Consider the following 24446-nt stretch of genomic DNA (forward strand, 5'->3'; position numbering starts at 1 on the left):
ACCGTCGACCACGCGCGCACGCTAGCAGTGTCGGTTTGTTCACTCAAGCGGCACTGATCAGGGGGGCCCTGCCGTACCCGGGCCCGGTGCAGGCGTCACCGGAGGCCCCGGCGCGGAGGAGATGACGGGCCGCGGCGACGGTGGCGCGGACGATCAGGACGGGCCGGTAGAGGTCCTTGTCGTGCCAGAGCGCGGGCGCGCCGTCGCGGCCCTCCATGGTGGACAGGTAACGTCGCGCCCGCCCCAACGCCGCCTCGACGCCGGCCGGCGCGGCGGACCGGGCGGCGCGCAGGACCTGCACCGCGTAGGCGGTCTCCTCGACGGTGCCGCCCCACCGTCCCCAGGAGCCGTCGGCGCGCTGCCCGGCGAGCACCCAGTCGGCGGCCCGGCTCACCGCGCCCACGGCCGCCGCGCCCCGGCCGTGGCCGGCGAGGGCGAGCACCACGCAGCTCGTGGCATAGAACGGCGAGGCGTGCCAGCGGTCGGTCCACGCCCCGTCGGACGACTGCCGGTCGGCGAGCCAGCGGGTGAGCCGCCGCGTCACGGCGGTGAGCCGGGCGTCGGCCGGCGCGTGGTGGGCCAGGTGCCAGCCGAACGCGTCGAGCACGTGGGCGTTGGTGGTGACCGACGCGCCGTCCTCCCCCGGCCAGGTGCAGAAGTGCTCGCCCGTGTCGTATTCCCAGAGGCTCGCCGGTTCGACCGGGCGGCCGAGGCGGGCCAGCGCGTAGAGGGTCACCGCCGTGGTGTCGGCGTCGGCGGGCAGGCCGGGCGCGGTGGCGGTGCCGGCGGGGCCGACGGTGGCCGCGAGCCCGCCGAGCAGCCGGGGCGGCACGGGCGGCGTCAGGCCCGCCCGGCTCAGGGTGCTCAGCGACCAGGCCCGTTCGAAGACGGTGATCCCGGTCGCGCACGGCACCGGGCCGCCCTGCTGGCGGGCGACGTCCTCCAGGTAGGACACCGCGGCGGCGGCGTCGGGCCCGGGACCGGGCCCGCCGAGCCAGGCGGCCGTCGCCGCCGGGGACGCGCCCACGGTGCCGGGCCCCACCGGGGTCACCCCGGCGGCCCGCCGGGCCGCCGGCCCGGCCACCTCCAGGGCGTGCAGCAGCTTCACCGGCAGCGGGCCACCGGAGGCGACCAGCGCGCGGACCCGGCCGAGCCGGGTGCCGTCCAGCCCCGACGGCAGGGGCAGCGGGCCGGCGTCGCGCCAGGCGGCGAGGCCGGGCGGCGGGTCGGCGCGCACCGCGTCGAGGTGCGCGGCGACCGCGCCGACCAGCGACGGGACCGTCAGGTCGGCGGCCGGCAGGTCGGGCGCGGAGAACGGGGCCGGGCCGGCGAGCCACCGGTGGAGGATGCGCAGCCCGCCGTCGACGGCCCGGCCCAGCCGCTCGGCGGCCCGGGCGTCCGCGAGCCCGTCGGCGTCGCCCCGGCACAGCGCGGTCAGCAGCGCCTCGGTGGCGCTCAGCGTCGGCACCAGGGCGTACCCCTGCGGGCCGCCCCACGCGCCGTCGGGGCGCTGGCCCGCGAGCAGGTACGCGACCCGCTCGGCGTGGTGCGTCAGCCACGGCGCGAGGCTGACCAGGCGCGCCGTCTCGTAGACCGAGGCGGAGGACTGCCCGCCCGGGGTGAGGGTCATCGCGGCGACCAGCTCGCGGGCGTCCGCGGCGGACTCCGGGTCACGGGTCGGCCGGTCGGCCCGGCCGCAGGCGGCCGTCCGCTGCCGGACGAGCGTCACCGCCGCCCCCGGCAGATCGTCACCGCGACCCCCAGAAGTCGGCGGAGCGGTAGAAGCCGCTGCTGAACCCGATCTGCCGGGCCAGGTACGCCGCCTGGAGCGGGCAGCCGCCCGACAGCGGGGCCAGCAACTCGGTGCACCGCTCGACCAGCTCCACGATCCGCTGGTCGACCTCGGCGCGGTCGTCGACCAGCAGCAGCGCGTTCAGGTCGCCCCATTCGAGGTCCCGCTCGTAGGTGGCGAGGTCGTTGACGAGCCGGAGCACCCGCTGCACCTCGTCGCTGACGGTCACCAGCCGGTTCAGCCGCCGGAGGGTCTCCGCGTCGCCCGTCGAGATCCAGTGCGCGACGTTGACCACCGTGCAGGCGAGGTTGTCGGCGTTGGCGAGGTATTCGGTGAAGCCGGGCAGCGGCGCGCCGTCGCGGTCCCGGGCCGTCTTCCAGTCCCACTCCCGGGCCATCGCCGTCACGGTGCGGCGCACCGCCGCGCGCCAGGCGTCGCCCAGCTCGGCGAAGGCGGGGACCTCCGCGAGGTCGTCGCGGAGCCCGGCGAGCAGGCGGCCGAGCGGGTCGTCGGCGTCGGGGCTGGCCCCCTCGGCGACCGCGAGGGCCCCGGCGACCACCCGGTCGACGTCCGCCCGGGACGTCGCCAGGTAGTCGATCCGCCAGTCGAGGGCGAAGCCCCAGAGCACCATCCGGTTGGTCACCCGTAGCTGCTCGGCCGTGCACCAGGGCGCGCCGAAGGCGATGGCCAGGGCGATGCTGCTGAACAGCGTGGCGTCGAAGGCCCGGCTGGCGAAGAGGTCCGGGTAGCGGTCCGCGTGCCGTTGCAGGTCGCGCTGCCCCTGCGCGGCGAGCGCGCAGATGCGGCCCTGCTCGGCGGCGGCGGAGAGCTGGTCGGGCAGCACCGTGGACGGTGGCGTGACGACGTTCACGCGACGACCCCGGCGTGGGCGGGGCGCACGTCCAGCTCCACGCGGTCGCGCGGGCGCAGCGCGGCGGCGAGCCGCACGGCGGGCAGCCGGGGGCTGCGCACCCGCAGCCGGTAGCGGGCCAACAGGTTCGCCACGATGAGCTGCGCCTCCAGATGGAACAGGTGCATCCCCAGGCACTGGTGCGGGCCGCCGCCGAAGGGGAAGTACGCGTAGCGGTGCCGGGACCGGGACCGCTCCGGGGTGAACCGGTCCGGGTCGAAGGCGTCGGGGTCGTCCCAGTGGCGGGCGAGCCGCTGGGTGACCAGCGGGCTGACCAGCAGCGTCGCCCCGGCCGGCAGGCGCACGCCGCCGAGCGCCGTCGGCCGCAGCACCTGCCGGGGCGCCAGCCAGCCCACCGGGTAGAGCCGGACCAGCTCGTCGAGCACCATCCGGGTGTAGCGCAGCCGCGGCAGGTGCCCGGGGCCGACCGGGTGGCCGACCGACACCGAGTCGATCTCCTCCTGCAACCGGGCCGCGACCCGGGGCGCACGTGCCAGGTGCGGCCAGAGCCAGGTCAGCACGTTGACGGTGGTCTCGGTGGTCACGGCGACCATGGCGACGGTGTCGTTGCGGACCTGCCGCTCGTCCAGCGGCCGGCCGTCGGCGGTGCTGCCCCGCCACAGCGTCGCGATGACGTCGTCGCCGTCGCTGCCCCGCGCCGCCCGGACGGCCGGCGTCAGCACCTCGTCGATGCGCCGGGCGGCGTCGCGGAACGCCCGGTCGCCGGGCATCGGCAGCGCGAGCGGGGCGAACGGCACCAGCACCCGGGGGATCACCGAGGTGGCGATCGCGTCCTGGGCCTGGATGACGCGCAGCGCGTCGGCGGCCGAGATCCGGTCGCCGAAGAACGTCTCCATGACGGCCCGGCACACGATCCGGGCCTGCTCGGCACCGATGTCGACGGGCCGGCCGGCGCGGGCCGGCGCGTCCAGCTCGGCGACCGCGTCGACGATCGTGGCGGCCAGCCGGGGCAGCACCGACTCGACCCGCCGGGCGGTGAACAGCGGCTGGAGGATGCGCCGGCTGTCCGACCACACGGGACCGTCGCCGAGGATGCCGTCGCCGAACAGCCGGCGCAGCGGGCCCCAGAACGCGCCGTCGCCGGCCCGGCCGAAGTTGTCGGCGCGGTCGCCCAGCACCTGCTGCACGTGGTCGGGATCGGTCACCAGGTAGGGCCGGAACGCGCCGGCGTTGAGCCGGACCACCTCGCCGCCGGCCCGCTCGCCGAACCCGACGAGGGCGCGGACGGGGTCGCGGAGCAGGCCGGGCGCGACGTGCCGCAGCGGAACGGATCTCGCCCGCCGAGCACGGGTGGGGGCCGGGTGTGGGGTTACCACGTGTGGTGCACTCCCCTGGTCAACTGTGCGTCGCGGAACGACCGTGGAAAGTAACGGTCCCGCCCGAGCATGCCATTGAGCAGGTCAACTTCTCCAGGGGAGAGAGGAATAATTTTCGCGGGCGAAATTCCCCGCGCCCACAAGGGACCCGCCGCGGGCCTGCTAGCTGGGCAGATCCCGCCGGTAGCGCCACTGTGCCGCAACCGGCCGGTAACCGAGCGTCTCGTTGAGGCCGAGCATCGCCGCGTTGCCGGCGTCGATCACGGTCACCGAGTGCCGGAACCCGGCCGCCGCCGCCCGCCGCAGGGCGGCCTGCTTGACCAGTCGGGCCAGGCCCCGCCGGCGATGCGGCCGACGGGTGCCGGTCATCCCGCACCGGTGGTCGTGGCGGCTGTCGGTCAGCCCCACCGTGAACGCGACCACCTCGCCGTCCGCCACGGCCACCGTGGTCAGCTCCCGGTCCAGGTCCGGGCGGTGCCAGTAGGCCGCCAGCCAGTCCGCGTACGCGATCTCGTCCATGCCGACCTCGCCCGGCTCGTCGCGCGAGACGTCCAGGTCGGCCGCGTAGAGCGCGCGCGGGTCGGGCAGGTCGGCGGCGGCGAGCAGCCGCACTCCGGGCCCGGGGGCCGGGGGCGGCGGCGGCACGGACAGGTCGCACCGCAGCAGCAGGGACCGCCGGCCCCGCCGGTAGCCGTGCCGCTCGGCGAAGGCCAGGTCCGCCGGGGTGTCGTCGACCATCGCGTACGCCGTGGTCGCGCCGAGCCCCACGAGCCGCTGTTCGGCGGCGGCGAGCAGGGCCGAACCCGCGCCCCGGCCGCGTCGGTCGGGCCGCACCGTCAGGTTGACGAAGCCCCGCCCCGGCTCCGCGCTCTCGTGCAGCAGCCCGGTGCGGGCCACCCCGACCGGCACCCCGTCGACCTCGGCCACCAGCGCGCCGAACCGCTCGGGGGTCTGCGCCCGGGCGACCTGCCAGCACAGCAGCTCCGGCGTGGCCAGCAGGTGCGGCAGCCCCGCCCGCAACACCCCGGACACGGCGTCGGCATCGGCGTCGGCGAACGGCCGCACGGTCGGCGTCATCGCGTGGCAACCTACCGCAGCGTTCCGGCGGCCGCGACCCCGTCCGCCGGCCCGACGCGCGGGAGAAGCGGGCGCGACCCGACCCGCTGTGCCAGGCTCAGGGGCATGGACGACAAGACCATCCTGAACCGGATCTCCGAACTGGTCGACGAGGAGCACCGGCTCCGCGCGGCCGCGCAGACGAAGGAGTCCGGCACCGCCGACGAGCAGGACCGGCTGCGCTCGTTGGAGGAGTCCCTGGACCAGTGCTGGGACCTGCTGCGCCGGCGGCGGGCCGCCCGCCAGGCCCACGGCGACCCCGAGGCCCAGGGCGTACGCCCGGTCCCGGAGGTGGAGCGCTACCTCCAGTGACGGCGGGGGCGGCCGGCTGTCGCCGACCGCCCCGGCCCCAGGCTCCCGCCCCCGCGTGGGTGCCGGGCCCGGCACCCACGCGGGTGGCTCAGCGGATGCCGGCCTCGCGCAGCAGCAGCGCGGTCAGCGCCGCCGGGTCGGTGTCGCCGGCCGGCAGGCCGCGCGAGGTGAACCAGGCCCCCACCACCCGCACGTCGCGGGCCAGGAACTCGGGGCCCTGCGGGTTGGCCACCACGTCGACCACCTGCGGCAGGTCGATCATGACCAGCCGCCCCGCGTGCACCAGCAGGTTGTACGGCGACAGGTCGCCGTGGGCGAAGCCGGCCCGGGCGAGCACCACCAGGGCGTCGACCAGTTGCTCCCACAGCGAGCGCAGCTCGGCCGGCTCGGGCCGGCACTGGGCCAGCCGCGGCGCGGCCAGCCCCTCGTCGGGGTCGCCGACGAACTCCAGCATCAGCTCGGTGCCGAGCAGTTGCACGGGGTACGGCACGGCGATCCGGCCGTGCTCGGCGCCGATCTCCCAGAGCCGGGAGAGGGCGGCGAACTCGGCGGCGGCCCACTGCCCGGCGATCATCTGCCGGCCGAAGGCGGTGCGCCCGGCCATCGCCCGGTTCTCCCGGGACCGGCGCACCCGGCGGCCCTCCAGGTAGCCGGCGTCGCGGTGGAACAGCCGGTGCTGGGCGTCGCGGTAGCGCTTGACCGCCAGCAGGCAGGACCGGTCGGTGTCCGGCACGGCCCGGCGGAGCAGGTGGACGTCCGCCTCCTTGCCGGTCTTGAGCACCCCGAGGTCGGTGTCCCGGGCGGCCAGCTCGGTGACCAGCCAGCCGGGGTGCGGCTCGGGGCCGTGCACGGCCTGGTCCCAGGTGGACCAGGCGTCGCCGCCGGGGGCGTCGTCGTCCGGGCCTGCCTCCGGGTCCGCGTCGGTCAGGACCGGCTCGGCGGGCCGGCCACGCTTCAGGAAGTGGGGTTCGTCGTCGTCGAAGCGGCTCTTGCCGCGGCCACGGCGCCCGCGCGCCGGGAAGTCGTCGTCACGCACTGTGCTGGTGATCCCTTGATCGAGGCTGGTGTAGGCAGGTGGAAGCTCCCTGCGAAGACGGCCATGACCGACCTCCCCTCCTCGACCGGGACCACCCGGCTACGCCCGATGCGCGGCACCATGCTGAACCACGTGCCCAGCCCCCGGCAACCGATTAACCCCCGCTCCTACCCCGCCCGTCCCGCGCCGGGGGCAGGGGATCCGGTCGGGGCGGGGTCAGGCGGCGAGGACGGTGGCTACGGCGGCGATGAGGCCGTCGACGGTGAAGGTGGGGGCGAAGCGGGTGTCCGTCCAGGGGCGGCCCCGGTGCAGCCAGACGCTGGGCAGGCCCACGGCGGCCGCCCCGCCGATGTCGGCCTCCGGGCTGTCCCCCACCACCCACGCGCCGCGCAGCGGCATCCGGACCCGCCGGGCCGCCAGCGCGAAGATCCTCGGGTTGGGTTTGCTGACCCCGGCCTCCTCGGAGATCACCCAGTCGGCCACGTACCGGTCCAGGCCGGTGCGGCGGATCTTCGCGTCCTGCTGGCGGACGCTGCCGTTGCTCACCACCACCGGCACCCAGCCGGCGTCGTCGGCGATCCGCAGGGCGCAGGCCACCAGCGGGTCGAGCCGGGTGTTGGCCACCACCCCGTCGTGCAGCTCCTCCACCAGGTCCAGCGAGGAGATGAGCAGCCCGTACCGGTCGCGGATCGCGTCCGCCACGTCCCACCGGTCGGTCAGTCCGTCGGCGTCGATCGACACCAGCCAGTCGATGTCGGTGGCCGGCGCGCCGATGCCGTCCAGGAAGCGCTCACCCCAGGCACGGAACGACCCGGCCCGGTCGAGCAGGGTGTTGTCCAGATCCAGCAGGAGCAGCGGCACTCGGGCACCTTAAGGGAGACGGGCCGCCGGCCGACAGGGCCGGCAGGCACGGCGTCACCGGGCGATGGTAGCCGGCCGCCCGTCGGCCGATCACCCATCGGGGCCCCGCCGACACCGCTCGTGGCCAGCGCCGGGTCGGAGTTCGCGGCCCGGGGGCGGGGCACGTTGCCGGCACGTTACAAGCCGTACGTACGGTTTGCGTGGCGGCGGGCCACCTGACACGATCGTGCCGTGCCCAGAGTAAGTCAGGACCAGCTCGACGCCCGCCGGCAGGAGATCCTCGCCGCGGCGCGGGCCTGTTTCGCCCGGCACGGCTACGAGGGCGCCACGGTGCGACGACTGGAGGAGGCCACCGGCCTGTCCCGGGGCGCGATCTTCCACCACTTCCGGGACAAGGACTCGCTGTTCCTCGCCGTCGCCGAGGACGACGCGGCGGCCATGGTGGAGACGGTCGCCCGCAACGGCCTGGTCCAGGTGATGCGGGACCTGCTCGCCCGGGCCGTCTCCCCCGACACGACCGGCTGGCTGGGCAGCCAGCTTGAGGTCTCGCGGCGGCTGCGCACCGACCCGGCGTTCGCGCGCCGCTGGGCGGAACGCTCCGCCGCCATCGCCGAGGCCACCCGGGACCGGCTGGCCCGGCAGCGGGAGGCCGGGGTGCTCCGCGAGGACGTACCCATCGACGTGCTGGCCCGTTTCCTCGAACTCGCCTACGACGGCCTGGTGCTGCACCTGGCGATGGGGCGCCCGGCCGGCGACCTCGGCCCGGTGCTCGACCTGGTCGAGGAGGCCGTGCGCCGCCGCTGACGGCCGCGTGGCGGGCCTGCCCCACAATGGGCCCGCGACCCCCTCGCGCGACAGGAGCAGCAGCATGAGAGTCCTCGCGGCGCCCGGTGACACCTGGGGCATCCCCGGGCCCACCTTCCTCGGTTTCTACCTGTTGGCCGGCCTCGTCGTCGTGATCGGCGCGATCCTCCACCGGCAGCGGGTCCTCGCCGGCCCGTCATCCGTCCGCAAGCGCAAGCTCGGCCCCCAGCAGGTGGCCTACCTCAACGGGGGCGACCAGCTCGCGGTCTGGACCTCGCTGGGCGGCCTGCGCGGCACCGGCGTCGTCGGCGTCCGCGCCGACCGGCGGCTCGCCGTCGGCGGCCCCCTGCCGGCGGGGGTCACCCCCCTGGACCGGGCGGTCCACCACGCCGCCAACCAGGGTCTGTACGCCCGCGAGCTGGGCCGCGACCGCTGGGTCGCGCAGGCCCTCGACCAACTGCGTCAGGGCCTGGAGCAGCAGGGCCTGGCGCTGACCGCCGCCCAGCGCCACGCGGCCCGACGCGGGTCGTACCTGCTGTTCGGCCTCGTCGTGCTCGGCCTGTTCCGGATCGTCGCCGGGCTGTCCAACAACCGGCCGGTCGGGTTCCTGGTGGTCGCCGTGATCCCCCTGGCCATCGCCTCCGCGCTGATCGCCCGGGTGCCGCGGCGGACCCGCGCCGCCGACCGCGCCCTGCACGAGCTGCGCCGCAAGAACGTGCACCTCGCCCCCGCCGCCGGCCCGGCGTACGCGACCTACGGGGCGGCCGGCGCGGCGATGGGCGTCGCCCTGTTCGGCACCGCCACGCTGTGGGCCATGGATCCGGGCTTCGCCGAGCAGGCCGAGATCCAGCGGCAGGCGCTGGCCGGCACCGGCGGCTCCTGGGTCGGCGGGGGCGGCTCGTCGGGCAGCAGCAGCTCGTGCAGCGGCGGCAGCTCGTGCAGCGGGGGCAGTTCCTGCGGCGGGGGCGGCGGCTGCGGCGGCGGGGGCTGCGGCGGATGACCGGCGCGGGTCCCACCGGCGTCGGCATCGGCTGGCGGCCCGAGATCGCCGGGTTCGTGGCCGAGCTGCCGGGGCTGCGGTTCGTCGAGGTGGTGGCCGAGGCCGTCGCCCCGCACGGGCCGCCGCCGCCCGGCCTCGCCACGCTGGTCGAGCGCGGCGTCACCGTCGTACCGCACGGGGTGAAGCTCTCCCTCGGCGGCGCGGAGCCGGTCGACCCGGCCCGGGTGGCCCACCTCGCGCGGGTGGCCGAGCTGGTCGGCGCGCCGCTGGTCAGCGAGCACATCGCGTTCGTGCGGGCCGGCGGCCTGGAGGCCGGGCACCTGCTGCCGCTGCCGCGCAGCCGGGAGGCCGTGGCCGCGGTGGTGGCCAACGTGCGCCGCGCCCAGGCCGACCTGCCGGTGCCGCTGGCCCTGGAGCCGATCGCGGCGCTGTTCGACTGGCCCGACGACGAGCTGGACGAGGCGGACTTCCTCACCGAGATCCTCGACGCGACCGGCGCGACGCTGCTGCTGGACGTCGCCAACGTGCACGCCAACGCCCGCAACCGGGGCACCGACCCGCTCGCCCTGCTGGACCGGCTACCGCTGGACCGGGTCGCCTACGTGCACGTCGCCGGGGGCGCCGAGCAGGGCGGCTTCTACCACGACACGCACACCGACCCGGTGCCACCGGCCGTGCTCGACCTGATCGGCGAGCTGTGCGCCCGGCACCGCCCGCCCGCGCTGCTGCTGGAACGCGACGGCCGCTGGCCGCCCGCGCCGGCGCTGCGGGCCGAGCTGGACGCGATCGCCGCGGCGTCCGGACACCCGGCGGTGACGTGAGCGCGCCGGGGGCCGATGGTGAGGCGGGCGCGCCCGGTGCCGGCGGTGACGTGAGCACGCCCGGGGGCGGCGGCGACCTGGCCGCCCGCCAGGCGGAGCTGGTGGCGGCGCTGGTCGCGGGCGGGCCGCTGCCGCCCGGGTTCGCCCCGGCCCCCGTCGACGCCGCCCGGCGTGCCCTGCTGCGCAAGCGGGCCGGCGACGTGGCCCGGCACTGGCCGCTGCTCGCCGCCGGCCTCGGCGACGCCTGGCCGGCGACGTTCGCCGGCTGGGCCGACGGCCGCCCCACCAACGGCTCGCTGCGCGACGGCTGGGACCTGGCCCGCGGGCTGCACCGCCGGGGCGAGCTGCCGCCGCTGGGCGCGGAGGAGCTGGCGGTGCGGGAGGCGGCCAGCCGCTACGACGGCGCGACGCCGCCGCGACCGCGCCGCCTGCCGGCCCTGGCCCGTGCCGGCGGCGCCGTCGCGGTGCGGCTCGTCGGCCGGGTACGCCTGCTGCGCCCGGCCCGCCGGTAGCCGCCCGGTTCACCGGAAAGCGCCCGGCCCGCCGGTGGCCGCTCCCCCCGGCGTGCGGCAGGATCGGCGCATGGATCTGGGACTCACCGACCGGGCGTACGTGCTGACCGGGGCCTCCCGGGGGTTGGGCTTCGCCACCGCCGAGTGCCTCGTCGCCGACGGGGCGCGGGTGGTCGTCTCCGCCCGGGCCCCCGAGCAGGTGGCCGAGGCGGTGCGGCGGCTCGGCGGCCCCGAGCGGGCGATCGGGCTGGCCGGCGACCTGAGCGACCCGGCCACCCCGCAGCGGCTCGTCGCCGCCGCCCGGGAGCAGTTCGGCCGGCTCGACGGCGCGCTGGTCTCCGTCGGCGGGCCGCCGCCGGGCACCGCGGCGGGGACGACCGACGCGCAGTGGCGGGAGTCCTTCGAGACCGTCTTCCTCGGCACCGTCCGCACCGCCCGCACGGTCGCCGAGGCGCTGACCGACGGCGGCGCGATCGGGCTGGTCCTGTCCACCTCGGCCCGCAGCCCGCTGGCCGGGCTGGGCATCTCCAACGGGCTGCGCCCCGGCCTGGCCGGGGTGGCCAAGGACATGGCCGACGAGTACGGCCCGCGCGGCGTGCGGGTGCTCGGGCTGCTCCCGGGCCGGATCATGACCGACCGCAACCGGCAGCTCATGGCCGCCTCCGGCGACCCCGAGCGGGCCCGGGCCGAGGCCGAGGCGGGCATCCCGCTGCGCCGCATCGGCGAGCCCGCCGAGTTCGGCCGGGTCGCCGCGTTCGTCCTCTCCCCCGCCGCCGGCTACCTGACCGGGATCACCCTCCCGGTCGACGGCGGCGCGCTGCGCGGCCTGTGATGGCCGTCCCGGCGGATGGTTCCCGCGCGACGGACCGCACCCGCGCGCCGGCCGGGCGGACCGCCGGGCCGGCCGAGCTGGCCGGCGGGCGGACCGGGCGGACCGGGCGGACCGCCGTGCCGGTCGGTGGGCCGGAGCGTCGCCGGCCGACCCGCGAGGAGCTGGCCGCGGCGGCGGAGCGGACCATCCCGGACGTCATCGGGCCGGGGCTGACCGTGCTCTTCGTCGGGATCAACCCGGGGCTGTGGTCGGCGGCCACCGGCTGGCACTTCGCCCGGCCGGGCAACCGGTTCTGGCCGGCCCTGCACCGGGGCGGCTTCACCCCCCGCCAGCTGCACCCGAGCGAGCAGGACGCGCTGCCCGGGTATGGGCTGGGCATCACCAACATGGTGGCGCGGGCCAGCGCCCGCGCCGACGAGCTGACCGCAGCGGAGCTGGTCGAGGGCGCGCGGATCCTGACGGCGAAGGTGCGCCGGCACCGGCCGGCGTGGGTGGCGGTGGTCGGGGTGACCGCGTACCGGATCGGGTTCGGCCGGCCGAAGGCGGCCTTCGGGCCGCAGCCGGAGCTGCTCGGCGACGCCCGGCTGTGGGTGCTGCCCAATCCGAGCGGGCTCAACGCCCACTTCACCGCCGAGACGCTGGGCGCGGCGTTCGGCGAGCTGCGCGCCGCCACCGCCACGCCCGCCTGACCGGCGTGGGCGCGGGCCGCCGGGTCAGTTCGCGGCGGCCGGGGGCAGCGCCTCGTCGGCGACGTAGGGCCCCATCGGCATGGTGATCACGGTCTCGGGGCCGGTCGCGTCCACGTACGGGGTGGGCGAGTCGGCGACCGCGAACTGGGTGCGGTACAGCTCGGCGTAGAGGCCGCCGACGGCGACCAGCTCCTCGTGCCGGCCCCGCTCGACGATCCGCCCCTCGTCGAGGACGAGGATCTGGTCGGCCTCGCGGACGGTGGAGAGCCGGTGCGCGATGACCAGCGCCGTACGCCCCGTCAGCGCCACCGCCAGGGCCCGCTGCACCGCCGCCTCGCTCTCCGAGTCCAGGTGCGCGGTCGCCTCGTCGAGGATCACGATCGACGGGGCCTTGAGCAGCAGCCGGGCGATCGCGATGCGCTGCTTCTCGCCGCCGGAGAAGCGGTAGCCCCGCTCGCCGACGGTCGTGTCGAGCCCGTCGGGCAGGGACCGCACCAGGTCGGCGACCTGCGCGCCGGCGAGGGCCGCCCAGATCTCGTCGTCGGTGGCGTCCGGCTTGGCGTAGCGCAGGTTCTCGGCGATCGTCTCGTGGAACAGGTGGGAGTCCTGGGTGACCACGCCGATCTCGTCGCGCAGGGAGGCGAGCGTGGCGTCGCGCACGTCGACACCGCCGACGAGCACCTGGCCGTCGGTGACGTCGTAGACCCGGGGGATCAGCATGGACAGGGTGGACTTGCCCGCGCCGGACGGCCCGACCAGGGCGATCATCTGCCCCGGCTCGACGGTGAACGAGACCCCCCGCAGCACCGGCTCGGTGACGGTGCGGTCGAGGGTGGTGACCTCCTCCAGCGAGGCGAGGGACACGTCGGCGGCGGCGGGGTAGCGGAACCGCACGTCGCGGAACTCCACCCGGCCGTTGCCGCGTGGCACGGCGACGGCTTCCGGCTTCTCGGCGATGCCGGGGCGCAGGTCGAGCACCTCGAAGACCCGGTCGAAGGAGACCAGCGCGCTCATCACGTCCACCCGGACGTTGGACAGCGCGGTCAGCGGGCCGTAGAGCCGGGTGAGCAGCAGGGCGAGGGTGACCACGGTGCCGGCGCTGACGCTGCCGGTGACCGCGAGCCAGCCGCCGAGGCCGTAGGTCAGCGCCTGGGCCAGGGACGCGACCAGCAGCATCGCCACGAAGAACGTCCGCGAGTACATCGCGGACTGGATGCCGATGTCGCGGACCCGCTCGGCCCGGCCGGCGAACCGGCGCGCCTCCACCTCGGGCGCGCCGAACAGCTTGACCAGCAGCGCCCCGGCGACCCCGAACCGCTCGGTCATCGTGGCGTTCATGTTGGCGTTCAGGTTGTACGACTCGCGGGTGATGTCGGCCAGCCGCCGGCCGACCCGGCGGGCCGGGACGATGAAGATCGGCAGCAGGATCAGCGACAGCACGGTGATCTGCCACGAGAGGGTGAGCATCACCCCGGCGGTGAGCACGAGCTGGATGACGTTGCTGACCACCCCCGAGAGGGTGGAGGTGAACGCCCGCTGCGCGCCCATCACGTCGTTGTTGAGCCGGCTGACCAGTGCGCCGGTCTGGGTGCGGGTGAAGAACTGCAACGGCATCCGCTGCACGTGGTCGTAGACCCGGGTGCGCAGGTCGAGGATGATGCCCTCGCCGATGCGCGCCGAATACCACCGCTGGACCAGCGAGAGCAGCGCGTCGGCGACGGCGAGGGCGGCGATGACCAGCGCGAGGCGGACCACGGTCGACCCGGCCTCCGCGCCGCCCCGGCTGATCGCGTTGATCACGTCACCGGCGAGCACCGGGGTCGCCACGCCGATCACCGCGGCGACCACCACCGTGACCAGGAAGACGACGATGTCGCGCCGGTAGGGCCGGGCGAACTCGACGATCCGCCGGGCGGTGCCCCGGCTGAGCCGGTGGGCGGAGACCTCGTCCTGGTTGCGCATCGACCGGATCATGCTCCAGCCGCCCATGCCACCGTCGGACATCACGCGTCACCTCCGGGTCGTGGTCGGCTCGTGCCGTCAGGTCGATTGTCCCGACGGCTACGACAACCTTGGCGGTAAGCCGGTTCTTCCCGGAAAGCCCTTACCGGTCGCCCCACGGGGCGGCCCGGGCCGCTCCCGGGCCGACGGCCCGGCTATTCGCCCCGGCCGGCGAGATCGCGGAGCCGGCGGGTCTGCGCCTCGCGCTCGGCCCGCTGCTGCTCGGCGTGGGAGCGGCCGGCGGCACCCGCGAGCAGCGCCTTGATCTCCACCACCGCGTCCCGGGGGTGGGCGAGCAGCCCGGCGGCCAGGTCGCGCACCGTGGCGTCCAGCTCGGTGGCGGGCACCACCAGCGTGGCGAGGCCCAGCCGGTCGGCCTCGGCGGCGTCCATCCGTCGGCCGGTGGCGCAGATCTCCAGGGCGCGGGCATAGCCGACCAGCTCGACCAGGCGCTTCGTGCCGGCCAGGTCGGGAACGAGGCCGAGGGTCACCTCGGCCATGGAGAGCTTGGCGTCGGCCGCCAGCACCCGCAGGTCACAGGCGAGCGCGAGCTGGAACCCGGCGCCGATGGCGTGGCCCTGCACGGCGGCCACCGAGACCACGTCGGGCCGGTGCAGCCAGGTGAATCCGGCCTGGAACCCGGCGATCCGGTCGGCGCACTCCTGCTCGGGCAGGGTCGCCAGCTCGGCGAACGAGCCGGGGCCGGACGCGCCGGCCACGGACAGGTCGAGACCGGCGGAGAAGGCCCGCCCCTCGCCGCGCACCACGACGACGCGTACGTCACCGGGCAGGTCACGGGAGAAGTCGCTCATCGCGCGCCACATCGCCGGGGTCTGCGCGTTGAGCACGTCGGGCCGGCACAACGTCACCGTCGCCACCGGCCCGTCGCAGTCGAGTCGTACCCCGACCGCGCCAGGGGTCACCGGGCGGCCCGGGGGACGGCGCTGATGGACGACGTCGGTGGGCGGGTCACGCCTTCTTGCGACGCCGGGCGCCGCCGCGCTGACGCAGCTGCACGCCGGACTCGGTGAGCACCCGGTGGATGAACCCGTAGGAGCGGCCGGTGGAGGCCGCGAGCGCCCGGATGCTCTCTCCGCCGGTGTACCGCTTTACCAGGTCCTTGGCGAGCGTCTGACGCTCGGCTCCGACGATCCGGCGACCTTTCTCAGTGCTGGTGGCTGTGCCAGTGGCTGCCATGCTGATTCCTCACGTCCCAGACTGTGCGCTACGGATACGGTCCCACCTATTAGACCGTCTCGAACGATCATGCGCCAGATATCAACTATTCGCCAACCGACACGCTATGCATTGTCAGCTACCCGATAGGGTGACGGCCGCCGGTCGTCGTACCCCGTTCGGGCGGGCCGGGACGGCGGGCGCGGCGGCCGTACCCTGCCTGGCGTGACCGACCTGATCGCGACCGCCACCGGCGCGGCGCTGGTGTTCGCCGCCACCAACCTCGACGACGTCGTGGTGCTGACCGTGCTGTTCGTGGCGGCCCGGGGCACCGGTCACCCCCGCCCCGGGCACATCGTCGCCGGGCAGTACCTGGGCATCGGCGCCCTGGTCGCCGCCGCCGCGGTCGCCGCCGCCGGGCTGCTCGTGGTGCCCGACCCGTGGACCGGGCTGCTCGGACTGCTGCCGGTCGCGCTCGGCGTGCGCGCCCTGCTGGCCCGCTCCGACGACGACGGGCCGCCCGCCGTGGTGGGCGGGCTGCTCGGCGTGGCCGGGGTGACCATCGCCAACGGCGCCGACAACATCGCCGTCTACGTGCCGGTGTTCCGCTCCCTCGCCCCGGGCGACGCCCTGGTCTGGCTGGTGGTGTTCGCGGCGCTGGTCGGGCTCTGGTGCGCCGTCGCCGCCGGCCTCGGCGGCCACCCGGCCGTGGTGCGGTGGGTCGGCCGGGTCGGCCACTGGCTGGTCCCGGCCGTCTTCATCGTGATCGGCGCGTTCATCCTGGCCACCTCCGGAGTGCTCGCCCGGCTCGCCGACGCGCTCGGCTGAGCCCGTCGCGGGTGCGCGGACGGTGCAGAGAGTGACGGCACACCGCAAAAGACGCGGAAATTCCCATTTCGCCCACTGCCCCCACGGTCGCCCGCCCGGGGCACCAGCTTCCGGGGCGGCCCGCGGGTGCCAGCGGCCGTGCCCGTCCGCGCCGACGGGCGGCCCGCCTCCCGGGCGGCAGCCGGGACCGACGGCCGGTCAGGCCAGCTCGACCAGTTCGAGCAGGTCGTCGCTCCAGGCATCCTCGTCGCCGTCGGGGAGCAGGATCGCCCGGTCCGGCTTGAGCGCCAGCACCGCGCCCGGGTCGTGGGTGACCAGGACGATCGCCCCCGGATAGCGGGCGATCGCGTCGAGCACCTGCTCCCGGCTGACCGGGTCGAGGTTGTTGGTCGGCTCGTCGAGCAGCAGCACGTTGGCGCCGGAGCAGACCAGGGTGGACAGGGCCAGCCGGGTCTTCTCGCCGCCCGAGAGCACGCCGGCCGGCTTGTCGACGTCCTCGCCGGAGAAGAGGAACGCGCCGAGGATCTTGCGCAGCTCGGTGTCGGTCTGCTCGATCGCGGCGGCCCGCATGTTCTCCAGCACCGTCCGCTCCACGTCCAGGGTCTCGTGTTCCTGGGCGTAGTAGCCCAGCCGCAGCCCGTGCCCGGCGTGCACCTCGCCGGTGTCCGGCTCCAGCAGGCCGCCGAGCATCCGCAGCAGGGTGGTCTTGCCCGCGCCGTTGAGGCCGAGGATGGCCACCCGGGACCCCCGGTCCACCGCCACGTTGACGTCGGTGAAGATCTCCAGCGACCCGTACGACTTGGACAGGCCGGTCGCCGTGAGCGGCGTCTTGCCGCACGGCGCCGGGTTCGGGAAGCGGACCTTGGCCACCTTGTCGGAGACCCGGACCTCCTCCAGCCCGGAGATCAGCTTCTCGGCCCGGCGGGCCATGTTCTGCGCGGCTACGGTCTTGGTGGCCTTGGCCCGCATCTTGTCGGCCTGGGCCATGAGCGCGCCGGCCTTCTTCTCGGCGTTGGCCCGCTCCCGGCGGCGGCGGCGCTCGTCGGTCTCCCGCGCCTCCAGGTACGCCTTCCAGCCCAGGTTGTAGACGTCGACCACCGAGCGGGTGGCGTCGAGGAACCAGACCTTGTTGACCACCGACTCCAGCAGCGAGCCGTCGTGGGAGATCACGATCAGCCCGCCCTTGTGGTTGGCGAGGAACCCGCGCAGCCAGGTGATCGAGTCGGCGTCGAGGTGGTTGGTGGGCTCGTCGAGCAGCAGGATGCCGCCGCCGTTCTCGCCCGCGTCGCGGAACAGGATCCGGGCCAGCTCGACGCGGCGGCGCTGGCCGCCGGAGAGGGTGCCGATGGTCTGGGCGAGGGCCCGGTCGGGCAGGCCGAGGTTGGCGCAGATGCGGGCGGCCTCGGCCTCCGCCGCGTACCCGCCGAGGGCGGCGAACTGGTCTTCGAGCGCGCCGTAGCGGCGGACCAGCTTGTCGTCGGCGTTCTCGGCGAGCCGGGCCTCGACCTCCTTCATCTGGGCCATCAGCACGTCCAGCCCCCGGGCGGAGAGCACCCGGTCGCGGCCGGTGACCTCCAGGTCGCCCGTGCGCGGGTCCTGCGGGAGGTAGCCGATGGCGCTGCGCCGGTCGATCTGCCCGGCGTAGGGCTGCCCCTCCCCCGCGAGCACCTTCAGCGTGGTGGTCTTGCCGGCGCCGTTGCGGCCGACCAGGCCGATGCGGTCGCCCGGTTGCACCCGCAACGTGGTGTCGGACAGCAGGATCCGGGCGCCGGCGCGCAGCTCCAGGCCGGTGGCAGTGATCATGTCAAGGACTCGCTCTCGGGGTCTGGAAGGGCTGACTCAGGGCACGCGAAAGCGCCGGCGGGTCGATGTTCCCGTCGGCGCGGGGCGGTTCAGCCTTCGCAGCGCAGCACGGGGCAAGTGTACCGGGCCGCCCGATGTGCGTTGCCCGGATTACCGGTCAAGATCATCGGGTACGGAGGCGTCGTCCGGACCCGGTCCGGCACCGCAACCACCACACGTGACGAATCGGTGATCGGGGTCAACATGGAGCTGAACGAGAACGCGCGGATCGACACCAGCCAGGTGGACGACCGGCGGGGGTCCGGCGGGGGCGGTGGGCTGGGCGGGATCCCGATCCCGGTCGGCGGCGGACGCGGCGGCATCGTCGGCCTCGTCGTCGCCGTGCTGGTCGCCCTCGTCGGCGGCGGGTTCGGCCTGAACGCGGCCTTCGACGGCGGCGGGTCCGGGCAGGGCGACAACACCTCGCTGGAGCAGAAGTGCTCCGCCGACGACGCCCTCAAGCAGCTCGACTGCCGCAACACCCTGTACGTCAACTCGATCCAGGCATACTGGCGCACGGCGCTGCCGGAGACCTTCGGCGAGCAGTACCAGCCGTCGAAGACCGTCTTCTTCAGCCAGGGCGTCAACACCGCCTGCGGCCAGGCCGACTCCGGCGTCGGCCCGTTCTACTGCCCGGCCGACGACCTGGTCTACATCGACCTGACCTTCTACAACCTGCTCGCCGACCAGCTCGGGGCGCAGGGCGAGTTCGCCCAGCCGTACGTGCTCGCCCACGAGTATGGCCACCACGTGCAGGACCTGCTCGGCACCGAGGCGCAGATGCGCCGCCAGCAGCAGCGCGACCCGGGCAACGCCAACGCGCTGTCGGTGAAGCTGGAGCTCCAGGCCGACTGCTACGCGGGCGCGTGGGCCAAGAACGCCACCGGCACCGCCGACGAGCAGGGCCAGAAGATCTTCAAGAGCATCTCGGAGCAGGACATCCAGCAGGCCATCGACACCGCCGAGAAGATCGGCGACGACGCCATCCAGCAGCGCTCGGGCCGCCCGGTCAACCCGGACGAGTTCACCCACGGCACCTCCGAGCAGCGCCGGCAGTGGTTCACCAAGGGGTACGAGACCGGCGACCCGAAGCAGTGCGACACCTTCGGCGGCGGCGCCTGACCCATTCGAAAAGTTTCCGAAAACTTCCGGAATTCGTTGACCGGTTCGAAATGCCGCTGCAATACTCCGAGCCACCACGACATCCATCCATGGCTGTTGATGTCGGGCATCGTCGAACGTCACCGTCCCCGGGAGGACCTGCGCATGTTCGCCAGCATCAGCGGCCCCCGCCGCCCGTCCCCGCCCCGAGCAGCACGCCACGCCCGCCGACTGGCGGTGCTCGCCACCGCCGCCGTGGCGCTGGCAGCGACCGGTCTCGCGGTCGCCGCCACCCCGTCCAGCGCCGCAGCCTGCAACGGCTACGTCGGCCTCACCTTCGACGACGGGCCGACCGGCAGCACCGGCGCCCTGCTGTCCGTGCTCCGGGCCAACAACGTCCGGGCCACCATGTTCAACGTCGGGCAGAACGTGCAGGGCAACCCGTCCGCCGCACGGGCCCAGGTCGACGCCGGCATGTGGGTCGCCAACCACAGCTGGAACCACGCGCACATGACGTCGATGAGCCAGAGCCAGATGCAGTCGGACCTCTCGCAGACCAACTCGGCGATCCAGTCGGCGACCGGCGTCCGGCCCCAACTGTTCCGCCCGCCCTACGGGGAGACCAACTCGACCCTCCAGTCGGTCGCCTCGTCGCTCGGCCTGCGCCAGGTGATCTGGGACGTCGACTCCCAGGACTGGAACGGGGCCAGCGTCAGCCAGATCGTCTCCAACGCCAGCCGGCTCCAGGCCGGCCAGGTGATCCTGATGCACGACGGCATCCAGAACACCCGCGACGCGATCCCGCAGATCATGGCCAACCTGAACAGCCGCGGCCTCTGCCCGGGCATGATCTCCCCGAGCACCGGCCGGGCGGTGGCCCCGGACGGCACCCCGCCGCCGACCACCGCGCCGCCCACCGGGTCCCCGACCACCCCGCCCCCGGGCGGCGGATGCACCGCGACGGCGACGTTCCCCAACGTCTGGGGCGACCGGTACAACACCTCGGTGACGGTCCAGGGGGCCAGCACCTGGACGGTGGTCGTGGCGGTGACCGCGCCGCAGCGCATCAGCACCACCTGGAACGGCACCCCCAGCTGGGACAGCACCGGCTACGTGATGACGATGCGCTCCAACGGCAGCGGCAACACGTTCGGCTTCACCACGATGACGAACGGCAACAGCAGCGCCCGGCCGCAGATCCGGTCCTGCACCGCCGGTTGACCCCGCGGCTCCCCGCCCGGGCCGGTCACGGTGGCCCGGGCGGGGAGCCCTTTCCGCGCCGGGACCAGCCGGCCGCGGGGGTGATTGCCGGGGTCCCTTCCTATACCGAAGGCGTTAACAGGGTGCCCTTCCTTACCCCCGGACCAGGATCCGGACGGCGCGGGCGGCGGCGACCGCGTCGACCAGCACCGCGAGGCGGGGTTCGGGGACGTCGAGGAGGCGGTCGGCGCGCCGCTCGGCGAGCGGGGCGAGCCGCCGGTCGGCCAGCACCGTGTCCACCGCCCGCCGGTCCCCACCGCAGACCACGGCGGCGAGGTGCGCGGCCTCCGGCAGCAGCAGCCGCACAGCCAGCTCGGCCGCGTCGCCGAGGGCCGCCTTCGCCTGGTTGTCCCGCCGCCGGGCGAACCGCTGCTGGGACCACCCGCCGGCGGCGGTGCGGCCCTGCACGTAGCGGGTGTCCACCTTCGACACGACCAGCTTCTCCCCCTCGGCGACGCCGACGGCCACCGCGCCCTTGCGGGCGAGCAGCAGACCGATCCGGCGCGGCGCGCGGGCGGCGGCCACGAAGGCGGGCACGTCGGCCCCGGGCGGCGCGCCCGGCGGGGCGTGCAGCGCGGCGGTGGCCCCGTCCGGGGCGGTGAGCAGCAGGCCGTACTCCTGCGTCGTCTCGGTGGGCGGGCCGTGCCGGTCGGCGAAGCCGTCGACCCAGCGGTCGACGCGGGCCGGCGTCACCTCGACCCAGCGCCCGCCGCCGGCCGCCGGTCTGCTGCTCATGGCCCCGAACCTACGGCACCGGCGACCGGCCGGCCGCCCCGGACCTTGGACGGTTGTTGTCTCCTGGGCGGAACGACAACGGTCCAAGGTCCGCGGCATCAGTCCGGCGCAGCCGACGCAACCGGCGGGGAGGCGGCGGGGAGACGGCGCGACGGCGGAGACGCGGCACAACCGGCGGGGAGACGGCGCGACGGCGGAGACGCGGCACAACCGGCGGGGAGGCGGTCAGCCGGTCAGCAGGACGGCGACGGCCAGCGCGGCGATGATCGCGCTGGACACCAGGCCAGTGATCCGGCGACCGCGCGGGCCGGTGAGCGCCCGGCCGACCATGCTGCCCCCGCCGGCGACCAGCAGCTGCCAGCTCGCCGAGGCGAGGAAGGCGCCGGCCACGAAGGCGACCGCGGCCGCCGGGCCGACCCGGTGGCCGTCGTTGCGGGCGAGCACGAGCGCGGCGAAGTAGACGACGGTCGCCGGGTTGAGCATGGTCAGCGCCAGCAGGCCGGCGAAGGCCCGACCAGGGCTCTCCAGGCCACGCCGTCGACCCGCCGCACGCACCGGTGCGGGATGCCACGCCTGCCACGCGCCCCGCACCGCCAGGGCGAGCAGCACCGCCGCCGCCACCAGCCGCAGCGGCCCGGCGACCGGGGCGACCAGGCCGGCGACCGCCGCCCCGCCCAGGGTGGCCACGGCCGCGTAGACGCCGTCGGCGGTGGCCACCCCGAGGGCAGCGGCGGCGCCGACCCGGAACGAGGTCCGCGCGCTGAGCCCCATGATCAGCACGGCGATCGCGCCGACGGGCACGGCGACGCCGTAGCCGGCCGCGAGACCGGCCAGGAACGCCCCTGTCACGACGGGCGGGGCGCGACCGTGGCGGCCGGCGGCACCGCCCGCTGTCGCCAGGCGGCCACGGCCGTCGGGGCAGGGGCGGGCATCATCCGGTACGTCTTGATCACCCGCCCATGGTGCGCCCCGACCGCTTGCCTGACCAGCGGATTATCGCGGGCCGAGAGGGCCCGGTCGCGCTCGATCCTGGATCGAGTGGCCTCGGGCGCGATCGCAGACCACTCGATCCGCGATCGAGCACGATCTTGGGGAAGCCACGGCCGAGCGCGGCCAAGCACGGCCAGGCACGGCCGAAAGCGGCCGAAAGCGGCCGAGCGCGGCACCCGGAACGGATGCCGCGCTCGACGGAATCCCGCAGGGACACGCTCGACGGAACCCGCTCCACGGGAATCCGGGGGAACGCCCTCGACGGGAGGTGTCAGACGTTGAAGCCGAGGGAGCGGAGCTGGTCGCGCCCCTCGTCGGTGATCTTGTCAGGGCCCCACGGCGGCAGCCAGACCCAGTTGATCCGGATGTCGTTCACCAGCCCGCCGCCGGGGCCGGTGGTCAGCGCCTGCCGGGCCTGATCCTCGATCACGTCGGTCAGCGGGCAGGCCGCCGAGGTCAGCGTCATGTCCAGGGTGGCCACGTTGTCGTCGTCCACGTGCACGCCGTAGACCAGGCCGAGGTCGACCACGTTGATGCCCAGCTCGGGGTCGACGACGTCCTTCATCGCCTCCTCGACATCGGCGACGGCGGCCTTCCCACCGGCGGCGGGGGCGGCCTCGGCGGCCGGCGGGGCGGTGCCCCCGGCGGCCGGGACCGCGGCGTCGGTCGCCACCGCGCCGTCCTGCGGCGCGCCGGCGGTCTGGTCAGAACTCATGCCTTCACCTCCGGGCTCGCGCCCACCCCGGCGCGTGCCGCGGCGTCCTTGAACGCCATCCACGGCAGCAGCGCGCACTTGACCCGGGCGGGGTAGCGCGCGACGCCCGCGAACGCCACCCCGTCACCGAGCACGTCCTCGTCCGGCGTGACCTGGCCACGGCCGGACATCAACTCGACGAACGCCTCGTGCACGGCGAACGCCTCCCCCGCCTCCCGGCCGCGCAGCAGCTCGTGCAGCACGCTCGCCGACGCCTGGCTGATCGAGCAGCCCATGCCGTCGTACGAGACGTCGTGCAGCACGACGCCGTCGGTGGCGACCCGGACGGTCACCTCGTCGCCGCAGGTCGGGTTGACGTGGTGCGCCTCGGCGACCCGGTCGGCCGGGTCGTCGGCGTCGCGCAGGCCACGGCCGTGGGGGCGCTTGTAGTGGTCCAGGATGATCTCCTGGTAGAGCTGGTCGAGCTGCATCAGTCGAACACCTTCCGCACCTGTTCCAGGCCACCCACCAGGGCGTCGATCTCGCCCGTGGTGGTGTAGAGGTAGAACGAGGCCCGCGTCATGGCCGGCACGCCGAACCGGGTGCACACCGGCTTGGCGCAGTGGTGCCCGACGCGCACCTGCACGCCGAGCGAGTCGAGCACCTGCCCGACGTCGTGCGGGTGGATGTCGCCGAGCGCGAACGAGATCGTCCCGCCCCGGCCCACCGGCACGGTCGGCCCGAAGATCCGCAGGCCGGGCACGGTGGCGAGGGCGTCCAGCGCGTACGCCGTCAGCTCCTTCTCGTGCCACTGGACGGCCCGCATGTCGAGGCCGGTCAGGTAGTCCACCGCCGCGCCGAGCGCCACCGCCTCGGCGATCGGCGGGGTGCCCGCCTCGAACCGGGCCGGCGGCGCGGCGAACGTCGACCGGGCCATGGTGACCGTCTCGATCATCGAGCCGCCGCCCATGACCGGGGGCATGGCCGCCAGCAGCTCGCCCCGGCCCCACAGCACCCCGATGCCGGTCGGGCCGCACATCTTGTGCCCGGTGAAGACGACGAAGTCGGCGTCGAGGTCGACCACGTCGATGGGCAGGTGCGGCACGGACTGCGAGCAGTCCAGCAGCAGCAGCGCGCCGACCTCGCGGACCCGGGCGGTGATCCGGGCGGTGGCGTTGACGGTGCCGAGGATGTTCGACATGTGCACCAGCGAGACGATCTTCGTCCGTTCGGTGACCAGGTCGTCCAGGCCGGACTCGTCGAGCCGGCCGGCGTCGGTGACCGGGAACCAGCGCAGGGTCGCGCCGGTGCGCTCCGCGAGGAGCTGCCACGGGACGATGTTGGAGTGGTGCTCCATCTCGGAGATCACGATCTCGTCGCCGGGGCCCAGCCGGAACCGGGGGTCGGCGTCGGCGCGCAGCGAGGCGTTGGAGAACGCGTACGCGACGAGGTTGATCGCCTCGGTCGAGTTCTTGGTGAACACCACCTCGTCCACGCTGGGCGCGCCGACGAACCGGGCGATCTTGGCCCGGGCCCCCTCGTACGCCTCGGTCGCCTCGGTGCCCAGGGTGTGCACCGAGCGCGACACGTTGGCGTTGTGCCGCGCGTAGTGCTCGGCGAGCACGGCGAGCACCTGCCGCGGCTTGTGCGAGGTGTTCGCGCTGTCGAGGTAGACCAGCGGGTGCCCGTTGACCTCCCGGTCGAGGATCGGGAAGTCCGCGCGCACCGCCGCCACGTCGAAGCGCGGCACGTCGTCGAACTGCGGCATGCCGGCCGGGATGGTCAGGGAGGACATCG

At 75.2% G+C, this 24446-nt stretch carries 25 protein-coding genes; 10 read left to right on the top strand and 15 right to left on the bottom strand.

The window, feature by feature from the left end; genetic code table 11:
• Nucleotides 1–43 precede the first annotated feature (43 nt).
• The 4 genes from O7633_RS08880 to O7633_RS08895 form a co-directional block, all read right to left on the bottom strand.
• Complete coding sequence (locus O7633_RS08880; RefSeq protein ID WP_282327303.1) at nt 44–1729, bottom strand: prenyltransferase/squalene oxidase repeat-containing protein; 1686 nt, start codon at nt 1727–1729, stop codon at nt 44–46.
• Between the two features lie 19 nt (nt 1730–1748).
• On the bottom strand, nt 1749–2663 hold the full coding sequence (locus tag O7633_RS08885; protein WP_282327304.1) for a terpene synthase family protein: 915 nt from the start codon (nt 2661–2663) through the stop codon (nt 1749–1751).
• Nucleotides 2660–3985, bottom strand: coding sequence for a cytochrome P450 (locus tag O7633_RS08890; RefSeq protein ID WP_282328498.1), 1326 nt, complete (start codon nt 3983–3985; stop codon nt 2660–2662). Before O7633_RS08890 ends, O7633_RS08885 begins: the two co-directional genes overlap by 4 nt.
• A gap of 216 nt (nt 3986–4201) precedes the next feature.
• Nucleotides 4202–5116, bottom strand: a complete 915-nt coding sequence (locus O7633_RS08895; protein WP_282327305.1) for a GNAT family N-acetyltransferase — start codon at nt 5114–5116, stop codon at nt 4202–4204.
• 105 nt (nt 5117–5221) lie between these two features.
• Between O7633_RS08895 and O7633_RS08900 the strand changes: the two genes are divergently transcribed.
• On the top strand, nt 5222–5467 hold the full coding sequence (locus O7633_RS08900) for a DUF2630 family protein (RefSeq protein WP_282327306.1): 246 nt from the start codon (nt 5222–5224) through the stop codon (nt 5465–5467).
• Nucleotides 5468–5555: 88 nt separating this feature from the next.
• Here O7633_RS08900 and O7633_RS08905 read toward each other — a convergent pair whose 3' ends face one another.
• Both O7633_RS08905 and O7633_RS08910 read right to left on the bottom strand, forming a co-directional pair.
• Nucleotides 5556–6503: an RIO1 family regulatory kinase/ATPase gene (locus tag O7633_RS08905; RefSeq protein WP_282327307.1), complete on the bottom strand. Its 948-nt coding sequence runs from the start codon at nt 6501–6503 to the stop codon at nt 5556–5558.
• 216 nt (nt 6504–6719) lie between these two features.
• Nucleotides 6720–7364: an HAD family hydrolase gene (locus tag O7633_RS08910; protein WP_278127926.1), complete on the bottom strand. Its 645-nt coding sequence runs from the start codon at nt 7362–7364 to the stop codon at nt 6720–6722.
• 231 nt (nt 7365–7595) lie between these two features.
• Between O7633_RS08910 and O7633_RS08915 the strand changes: the two genes are divergently transcribed.
• The 6 genes from O7633_RS08915 (at nt 7596) to mug (ending at nt 12022) form a co-directional block, all read left to right on the top strand.
• The gene (locus O7633_RS08915; RefSeq protein ID WP_043967560.1) at nt 7596–8168 is read left to right on the top strand and encodes a TetR/AcrR family transcriptional regulator; all 573 of its coding nucleotides are present in this window, start codon (nt 7596–7598) and stop codon (nt 8166–8168) included.
• Nucleotides 8169–8232: 64 nt separating this feature from the next.
• Nucleotides 8233–9168 (top strand): TIGR04222 domain-containing membrane protein, encoded by a 936-nt coding sequence (locus tag O7633_RS08920; RefSeq protein ID WP_282327308.1) that lies wholly within the window; start codon nt 8233–8235, stop codon nt 9166–9168.
• Nucleotides 9165–9989 carry a DUF692 domain-containing protein gene (locus O7633_RS08925; protein ID WP_282328499.1) on the top strand — a complete coding sequence of 275 codons (825 nt, stop codon included), beginning with the start codon at nt 9165–9167 and terminating at the stop codon, nt 9987–9989. Before O7633_RS08920 ends, O7633_RS08925 begins: the two co-directional genes overlap by 4 nt.
• A 50-nt stretch (nt 9990–10039) precedes the next feature.
• A complete protein-coding gene (locus tag O7633_RS08930) occupies nt 10040–10501 on the top strand; it encodes a hypothetical protein (RefSeq protein ID WP_282327309.1) in 462 nt (153 codons plus the stop codon).
• 70 nt (nt 10502–10571) lie between these two features.
• Nucleotides 10572–11333 carry an SDR family oxidoreductase gene (locus O7633_RS08935; protein ID WP_282327310.1) on the top strand — a complete coding sequence of 254 codons (762 nt, stop codon included), beginning with the start codon at nt 10572–10574 and terminating at the stop codon, nt 11331–11333.
• Nucleotides 11333–12022 (top strand): G/U mismatch-specific DNA glycosylase, encoded by a 690-nt coding sequence (mug, locus tag O7633_RS08940; protein WP_348776322.1) that lies wholly within the window; start codon nt 11333–11335, stop codon nt 12020–12022. The genes O7633_RS08935 and mug overlap by 1 nt, the downstream gene beginning before the upstream one ends.
• 24 nt (nt 12023–12046) lie before the next feature.
• On the opposite strand, the gene O7633_RS08945 is transcribed toward mug, so the two are convergent.
• The 3 genes from O7633_RS08945 to O7633_RS08955 form a co-directional block, all read right to left on the bottom strand.
• On the bottom strand, nt 12047–14026 hold the full coding sequence (locus O7633_RS08945; RefSeq protein ID WP_282327311.1) for an ABC transporter ATP-binding protein: 1980 nt from the start codon (nt 14024–14026) through the stop codon (nt 12047–12049).
• Nucleotides 14027–14178: 152 nt separating this feature from the next.
• Entirely contained in the window at nt 14179–14946 is a 768-nt protein-coding gene (locus O7633_RS08950) for an enoyl-CoA hydratase/isomerase family protein (RefSeq protein ID WP_074474320.1), read from the bottom strand.
• A 46-nt stretch (nt 14947–14992) separates the two neighbouring features.
• A complete protein-coding gene (locus O7633_RS08955; RefSeq protein WP_007072022.1) occupies nt 14993–15220 on the bottom strand; it encodes a helix-turn-helix domain-containing protein in 228 nt (75 codons plus the stop codon).
• Nucleotides 15221–15424: 204 nt separating this feature from the next.
• On the opposite strand from O7633_RS08955, the gene O7633_RS08960 reads away from it, so the two are divergent.
• Nucleotides 15425–16027: a cadmium resistance transporter gene (locus tag O7633_RS08960; RefSeq protein WP_282327313.1), complete on the top strand. Its 603-nt coding sequence runs from the start codon at nt 15425–15427 to the stop codon at nt 16025–16027.
• 198 nt (nt 16028–16225) lie between these two features.
• Here O7633_RS08960 and O7633_RS08965 read toward each other — a convergent pair whose 3' ends face one another.
• A complete protein-coding gene (locus tag O7633_RS08965; protein WP_074474321.1) occupies nt 16226–17830 on the bottom strand; it encodes an ABC-F family ATP-binding cassette domain-containing protein in 1605 nt (534 codons plus the stop codon).
• 243 nt (nt 17831–18073) lie between these two features.
• On the opposite strand from O7633_RS08965, the gene O7633_RS08970 reads away from it, so the two are divergent.
• Both O7633_RS08970 and O7633_RS08975 read left to right on the top strand, forming a co-directional pair.
• Nucleotides 18074–18991 (top strand): neutral zinc metallopeptidase, encoded by a 918-nt coding sequence (locus tag O7633_RS08970; RefSeq protein WP_282327314.1) that lies wholly within the window; start codon nt 18074–18076, stop codon nt 18989–18991.
• A 144-nt stretch (nt 18992–19135) separates the two neighbouring features.
• Entirely contained in the window at nt 19136–20191 is a 1056-nt protein-coding gene (locus O7633_RS08975; RefSeq protein ID WP_074474322.1) for a polysaccharide deacetylase family protein, read from the top strand.
• A 132-nt stretch (nt 20192–20323) separates the two neighbouring features.
• On the opposite strand, the gene O7633_RS08980 is transcribed toward O7633_RS08975, so the two are convergent.
• The 5 genes from O7633_RS08980 to O7633_RS09000 all read right to left on the bottom strand — a co-directional run bounded on the left by O7633_RS08980 (nt 20324) and on the right by O7633_RS09000 (nt 24444).
• Nucleotides 20324–20965, bottom strand: coding sequence for an acVLRF1 family peptidyl-tRNA hydrolase (locus O7633_RS08980; protein WP_278127943.1), 642 nt, complete (start codon nt 20963–20965; stop codon nt 20324–20326).
• 225 nt (nt 20966–21190) lie between these two features.
• Nucleotides 21191–21814: a LysE family transporter gene (locus tag O7633_RS08985; protein WP_282327315.1), complete on the bottom strand. Its 624-nt coding sequence runs from the start codon at nt 21812–21814 to the stop codon at nt 21191–21193.
• A 412-nt stretch (nt 21815–22226) separates the two neighbouring features.
• Nucleotides 22227–22670, bottom strand: coding sequence for a metal-sulfur cluster assembly factor (locus O7633_RS08990; protein WP_074474325.1), 444 nt, complete (start codon nt 22668–22670; stop codon nt 22227–22229).
• Entirely contained in the window at nt 22667–23140 is a 474-nt protein-coding gene (gene sufU / locus O7633_RS08995; protein ID WP_074474326.1) for a Fe-S cluster assembly sulfur transfer protein SufU, read from the bottom strand. The genes O7633_RS08990 and sufU overlap by 4 nt, the downstream gene beginning before the upstream one ends.
• Complete coding sequence (locus tag O7633_RS09000; RefSeq protein WP_282327316.1) at nt 23140–24444, bottom strand: cysteine desulfurase; 1305 nt, start codon at nt 24442–24444, stop codon at nt 23140–23142. The genes sufU and O7633_RS09000 overlap by 1 nt, the downstream gene beginning before the upstream one ends.
• Between the last annotated feature and the right edge of the window lie 2 nt (nt 24445–24446).

The organism is Micromonospora sp. WMMD712 (assembly GCF_029581295.1).
GTDB lineage: Bacteria > Actinomycetota > Actinomycetes > Mycobacteriales > Micromonosporaceae > Micromonospora > Micromonospora carbonacea.